Raw genomic sequence first — 6699 nt, forward strand, 5'->3', positions numbered from 1 at the left:
AGCGGGGGGCACCATCCGCGCGTCCGCCAACCGTTCCGGGCTGGGGCGGACTTCGCCAAAATGCACCGCAAAAGCGCGATCCGGCGCGCGCAGCGCCGGTAGAATTTCGAAGAACGGCTGCAGGCCCTGCGCCATGCCGGCGGGCATCATGCTCGTTGCGATCTTCTCCGCACCCGCCTTGTCGCCCGCCATCGCAAGGATGAAGGCCCGCGCACGCCACGCGCCACGATCACTTTTGCGCAACAGCGGTTCGATTTGGGCCAGCGCCAACTCGCGCTTGCCGGAAATACCAAGCGACAAAGCGTAGCGTCGCTGGGTTTCGTCATTGGCCCCGGCCCTCAGCGCCAGTCGATATTCCCGTTGCGCGCGTTCCTGTTCGCCGACGAGATCATAGGCCAGCCCGCGATCGGCCGCGAAGGTCCGCGGATCACCGCCGAGCGTCTCCGCCTCGGCAAAATGCCGCAGCGCATCGCCAGGACGCTCGGCCGCGACCAGCAACGCCCCCTCTCCGGCTTTGACTCGCGCGTTGCGGGGGTCGATCCGCTCGGCGCGCGCAAAAAAGCGGCGGCGGCGGTATCGTCATCCAGCTTTAGCGCCAATTCTCCCGCGCGGACCAATGCCGACAGATTGTTGGGGTCGACCGCCAATGCGCGAATTTCGCTCGCAAGCAAATCGGCATCTGACAACGGCTGAACGGTCGAGGGATAGGGCGCGGGTGGATAAGGCGATGCGATCCCGGTCTGTGCCTGCGCAGCCGTTCCGCAAGTGGCCAGTGCGATGATCGAACTGGCAAGACGAATGCGCATCCCGTTTCCTAGATCACGATGGCTCTACCGCCACCCGTTCTTTTCGAGTGAAACGAAGGAACCCACAAGAGCGCCGCAAAATGTCCTGCGGACGCCGACTTGCCCGCGCCGGAAGAATCAACCCGAACATGCTGCGCTCTAGACCCGCTCGGGATGCAACCGGCAATGTGGCAAGCCATCGGCTGCGACGGGCCGACCCGCATCGTCGGCAAGCGGTGCCCGCCATGGCGGGCACCGCGCGGGCATCGGTTACTGGTTGTTCTGGCGATGCAGGAACCGTGGAATGTCCAGCGCATCCTTGTCCGGGGTAGGCTCGTCGTCGCGCGCGACCCCGCGCGATACGCTCGACATCCGCTCGAACAACGTGCCCCCCAATTTCACGCGCGGGGCTGGCACGACTGGCTCGGGCGGGAGGGCGGGAGCGTCCTCCACCGCGGCGGCACCCGGCGACAGCCAACGGCGACGCGTCGGAGCTTCGGTCGGCGTATCGTCCGCCGCCGCTGCGGGGACATCAAAGTCTTCCCCGAAGGTCCGGACCGGTGCCGCCACCGGCTCCGGCGCGACGGCAGCTTCGCTGCCGAGCACCAGTTCATCATCGTGCGTCGCAGCAGGCTCGGGTGCCGAGACCGTAGGTGCCGCCGGGGCGATGTCGGCCTCGGGAGCCGCCAAGGGCGCCGGTTCCTCCGTCTTTTTCGCAGCCGTGAAGCTGAACGCGCGCGACGTTGGGGCCGGAGCAACCGCCGGGCGCGCCTCGGCCTCGATCCCGGTCGCGACGACCGAGACGCGGATCTTGCCCTCGAGTTCGGGGTTGAACGCCGAACCCCAGATGATGTTCGCGTCTTCATCGACCAGTTCGCGAATGTGGTTCGCGGCTTCATCGACTTCGAGCAGGCGCATATCGTCGCCACCGGTGATCGAAACGATGACGCCCTTGGCCCCCTTCATCGACACGCCGTCGAGCAGCGGGTTGGCGATCGCCTTCGACGCCGCCTCGATCGCGCGATTGTCGCCCGAGGCTTCGCCCGTGCCCATCATCGCCTTGCCCATTTCCTGCATCACCGAACGCACGTCGGCGAAATCGAGGTTGATGAGGCCGGGCATGACCATCAGATCGGTGATGCCGCGAACGCCCTGCTGGAGGACTTCGTCCGCCATCTGGAACGCTTCCTTGAAGGTCGTGTTCGCATTCGCCACCAGGAACAGGTTCTGGTTGGGGATGACGATCAGCGTATCGACGTACTTCTGCAGCTCCTCGATGCCCGCTTCGGCGCTCTTCGCGCGACGCGTGCCTTCAAAAGCGAACGGCTTGGTCACCACGCCGACCGTCAGGATGCCCATGTCGCGCGCCGCCTTGGCGATGACCGGTGCCGCACCGGTGCCGGTGCCGCCGCCCATGCCAGCCGCGATGAAGCACATGTGTGCGCCTTCGAGCATCTTGGTGACTTGCTCGATCGTTTCCTCTGCCGCCGCGCGGCCGATTTCGGGACGACTGCCTGCGCCGAGCCCTTGCGTGATCTTCGCGCCGAGCTGGATCTTATGGCTGGCGGTCGATTGCTTCAGCGCCTGCGAGTCCGTGTTGGCGACAAGGAAGTCGACGCCCTGCACATCGGCGCGCATCATGTTGGCGATGGCGTTGCCGCCGGCACCACCGACGCCGATCACGGCGATGCGCGGGCTGAGTTCGTCAACTTCGGGTGGCAAAAATTCGATGCTCATAGTTCGTCTCCACCGTGCGCCCACACCCCGGCGCGAAAAATCTGCTTGAACCTGTTCTGCACCATCGCTTGCGGTCGTTCCAGCGCGAACAGCTAAATCCTGTCGTAATTCTTTAATAATTCGCCCGCGCCGCCGCCAGCAAACGGCGGAACAGCGCAAATCCCTTCGGGCGATGCACCAACTGCTGCTTGCTCGACAAGGCCCGCAGGTCGACCGGGTCCGCCGCCGCATAAAAAGCCAGCCCCGCAAGCGTGGTAAACGCCGGCGTCGCATGCGCTTCCGGCAGGCCGGTGAGGCCGCGCGGCCGCCCAATCCTGACCGAGCGGCCCAGCGCCTGCTGTGCGTAATCGGCGATGCCCTTCAGTTCGGCACCACCACCGGTGAGCACGACTTGACGTCCGACTGGCCCTTCAAACTTCAATTCGGCCAGCGCCTTGCCGACTTCGCCGATCAAATGGTCGAGCCGCTGGCGGATGACGGCGATCAATTGCGCCTTGGTGATGCGCGTGCCGTCGCTGGCATCTTCCTCCGCCGATATCGGCGCGACGTCGATCATCTCGTGATTGTCGCGTGGGCTTGCATTGGCGGAGCCGTGAACGCACTTCATCCGCTCGGCCTGCGCGCGGCGCGTGCCGAAAGCAGACGCGATGTCGTCGGTAATGTCCTGCGCGCCGATCGGGATCGACATCAGCCCGACCAGCATTCCACCCGCGAACAGCGAAACGTTGGTGATCCCCGCCCCCAGTTCGACCAGGGCGACGCCAAGCTCACGCTCTTCGTCGCTCAGGCACGCCATGCCCGTCGCCACTGGCGAGGCGATGATCGACTTCACTTCGAGATGCGCGTTCGCGACGCACAAACCGAGATTGCGCACCGGCGACCCATCGGCGGCGACGACATGGATATGGACGCCCAGCCGGTCGGCGTGGAGCCCGAGCGGTCGCTTCACGCCCGTCAGCCCGTCGAGCGTATAGAGCGCTGGCTGCGCATGCAGCACCATGCGGCCCGCCGGATCGATCGAATCGCGCCCCGCCTGCAACAGCGCATCGATATCGGATTGCTCGACGCGGTGGCCGCCCAGCTCAAACTCGATCGAGGCGACATCGGACACCAGCCCGCCCGCCGAAAAGCTGACCCAGACATTCTCGATATTGGTGCCGGCGATGCGTTCGGCCTGTTCGACCGCTTCGCGCACCGCAACTTCGGTCGCGGCGGCATCGGCGATATAGCCGCGTTTGACGCCCTTGCTCTCGCGCTGGCCGGTGCCGAGCACGATCAGCTCGCCGCCATCGCCCTTCTGCGCGATCATCGCCGACACCTTGGAGGAGCCGATGTCGAGTGCGGTGATCAAACCTTCCGGTGCTGCCTTCGCCATTACGCCATACCCCTGTTGTCCGGCTTCGATACCCTATCCCTCACCGGCTGGCCCCGATTGTTTCGCTTCGATTCGCACTGGCTGCGCGGCCGCCCCGGTTGCCCCCGCCACGGGAGCCGCCGGATCGGTGATCGCCCGGTTCGAAACCGTGCCCGGCTTGCGCGCGACCAACCGCGTCGGATCGCGCATATCGAAGCCAAGCCACCCCTTGCCGAGCAATGGCTTGACGCCGTCGAGCTCGGCAAACTTCACCAAAGCCTTGCCCGCTGCGTCCGCACCCTCGGGCAGTGCCAACGTCTCGCCGGTCTCAAAGGTCAGCGTCCAGCGACGATTTCCGACCCAGGTCGCCGCCTTCACTTGCCCGCGCAGCGCCGGTGCCACGTCGAGCAATTGGCGATAGGCCGGCTCCTGTTCATTGGCGTGCGCGCCGATGACGAGCGGCAAATCGGGCATCGCCTGCGGATCGACCGGCTCCAGCCACGTCCCGTTGGCCGCGATCAGCGCGAGTTGTCCGTCCTTCTGCCAGATCGCGCTCGGTTCACGCTCGACGACATGCACGATCAGCGTGTCGGGCAAGCGCCGCGAGACATGCGCATCCTCGATCCAGCCGCTATGCGCGACCAGATCCTGCCGGATCTTTTCGAGGCTCACCAGCGGCATCGCCATTGACGGCTGGTTGGCCGCGATCTTGTAGATGACATTATGGTCCATCCGGTTGAGCCCGGTGATCTGGATATTGGTGACGCGGAAACCCGCTTCACCGATCGCTTCGCCCAGCGCCGAGCCGACCGCGCCCGGCACCCCGAAATAGGAGGCCGTCGCCAGCCCGACCGCACCGACCACGCCCATGATCGTCCACGTTGCGATGCGGCGCAGCGTCGCTTCGCTGACCGGCAGCATCGCGATCACCCGGTCGATCGTCGAGACCTTGGGCGGGGGACGCCGCTTGGGCTGCACCGGTCGGCGCACGGTGCCGCGCTTGATCGTGGCGCTCATTCCGCCACCCCCTTCAGCGCCTCGTCGAGCAGCGTCTGCACGAGCGCCGGATAGGAAATGCCGCAATGCCGCGCCTGTTCGGGCAGCAGGCTGAGCGGCGTCATGCCCGGCTGGGTGTTGACCTCGAGCAGGAACAGCCCGTCGACACCCTGTTCGTCATCCCAGCGGAAATCCGACCGCGACGCGCCTTTGCACCCAAGCAGCCGGTGCGCGTCGAGCGCGATGCGCTTGCAGGCCGCCGCAATCTCGTCGGGCACATCCGCCGGGAAGACGTGTTCGGTCAGCCCGTCGGTATATTTGGCGTCATAATCGTACCAGCCATTCTTGGGCTTGAGCTCGGTGACGCCGAGCGCTTCGCTGCCCAGCACCGCCGTGGTCAGCTCGCGCCCGCGAATATAAGGTTCGGCGAGCAGCTCCTCGAATTCCAACCACGGCCCCGGCGTGCTGCGCGCGATCGGGCTGCCGTAATTGCCTTCGTTGGTGACGATCGCCACCCCGACCGAGGAGCCTTCGTTGACGGGCTTGAGCACGTATGGGCGCGGCAGCGGGTCGCCAGCGTACAGGGTCTCGCTCTTGACGATGCGCCCGCCCGGCATCGGAATCCCGGCGGGAACGAGCAGCAGCTTGGTCAATTGCTTGTCGATCGCGATGACCGAGGTGGCGAGGCCGGAATGGGTGTATTTCAACCCCATCAGGTCGAGCATGCCCTGCACCGAACCGTCTTCGCCCGGCGTTCCGTGCAGCGCGTTGAACACGATGTCGGGTTTGGCTTCGGCAAGCTTGATCGCGACGTCGCGCCCCATATCGATCGCGGTGACGCGGTGGCCGAGCGACTCCAGCGCCTTTACGACGTCGGCGCCGGTCATCAGCGACACGTCGCGCTCGGCCGACCAGCCGCCCATCAGGACTGCGACGTGCAAACTCACTTTTCGACCCCCACCCGCTGAATTTCCCACTCGAGGGTCACGCCCGAATGCGCCCTGACCCGCGCGCGCACCTCTTCGCCCAGCGCCTCGATCTCGGCGCTGGTCGCCGAACCGAGGTTGAGCAGGAAATTGCAATGCTTCTCGCTGACCTGCGCATCGCCGATGCGCAGGCCCCGGCACCCGGCGGCATCGATCAACGCCCAGGCTTTATGGCCGGGCGGGTTCTTGAAGGTCGATCCTCCCGTCTTCGAGCGCAGCGGCTGCGATTCCTCGCGCGCGGCGGCAATGCGGTCCATTTCGGCCTGGATGACGGCGGGGTCCTCGGCATGGCCGTGGAAGGTGGCGCTGACCACGACACAGCCTTCGGGCAAGGTCGAATGACGATAGGTGTAGCCCAGCTGCTCGACCGCCAGCACTTGCCGCGCGCCCGAGCGCAGCACGACCTCGCACTCCACCAGAATATCCTTGGTCTCGCGGCCATAGGCCCCGCCATTCATGCGGACAAAACCGCCGACAGTGCCGGGGATCGCGCGCAGGAATTCCACACCGCCAATCCCAGCATCGCGCGCGGTGGAGGAGACGAGGATCCCGCTCGCCCCACCGCCGCAGCGCAGCGTGGTGGCATCGAGCAGCTCGACCTTGGCGAAGGGTTTGCCGAGACGGATGACCACGCCGGGAACGCCGCCATCGCGCACGATCATGTTGGAGCCGAGGCCGAGCGCCATTACCGGCGTCGCCGGGTCGAGCGCGGCGAGGAAGGCGCTGAGGTCGGCGACATCCTTCGGTTCGAACAGCCACTGCGCAGCGCCGCCGGACTTGAACCAGACTAGGGGTGCGAGGGGTGCGGCGGGGGTGATGCGCCCTTCAATTCCCCTCCCGC

6 protein-coding genes are annotated in these 6699 nt (G+C 66.0%); all 6 read right to left on the reverse strand.

Going from position 1 to position 6699, the window contains the following annotated elements:
• On the reverse strand, positions 1 to 498 hold a 498-nt coding region (locus tag NW75_RS26710), incomplete at its 3' end, for a tetratricopeptide repeat protein (protein ID WP_231565243.1).
• A gap of 557 nt (positions 499 to 1055) precedes the next feature.
• Positions 1056 to 2522 carry a cell division protein FtsZ gene (ftsZ, locus tag NW75_RS15570; RefSeq protein ID WP_033966105.1) on the reverse strand — a complete coding sequence of 489 codons (1467 nt, stop codon included), beginning with the start codon at positions 2520 to 2522 and terminating at the stop codon, positions 1056 to 1058.
• Between the two features lie 112 nt (positions 2523 to 2634).
• The gene (ftsA, locus tag NW75_RS15575) at positions 2635 to 3897 is read right to left on the reverse strand and encodes a cell division protein FtsA (protein WP_033966106.1); all 1263 of its coding nucleotides are present in this window, start codon (positions 3895 to 3897) and stop codon (positions 2635 to 2637) included.
• 33 nt (positions 3898 to 3930) lie between these two features.
• A complete protein-coding gene (locus tag NW75_RS15580; protein WP_033966107.1) occupies positions 3931 to 4893 on the reverse strand; it encodes a cell division protein FtsQ/DivIB in 963 nt (320 codons plus the stop codon).
• A complete protein-coding gene (locus NW75_RS15585; RefSeq protein WP_171010514.1) occupies positions 4890 to 5819 on the reverse strand; it encodes a D-alanine--D-alanine ligase in 930 nt (309 codons plus the stop codon). Before NW75_RS15585 ends, NW75_RS15580 begins: the two co-directional genes overlap by 4 nt.
• Positions 5816 to 6688, reverse strand: a complete 873-nt coding sequence (gene murB / locus NW75_RS15590; protein WP_081988789.1) for a UDP-N-acetylmuramate dehydrogenase — start codon at positions 6686 to 6688, stop codon at positions 5816 to 5818. The genes NW75_RS15585 and murB overlap by 4 nt, the downstream gene beginning before the upstream one ends.
• Positions 6689 to 6699 lie beyond the last annotated feature (11 nt).

Origin of the sequence: Sphingomonas sp. Ant H11 (assembly GCF_000797515.1) — a bacterium.
Lineage (GTDB): Bacteria > Pseudomonadota > Alphaproteobacteria > Sphingomonadales > Sphingomonadaceae > Sphingomonas.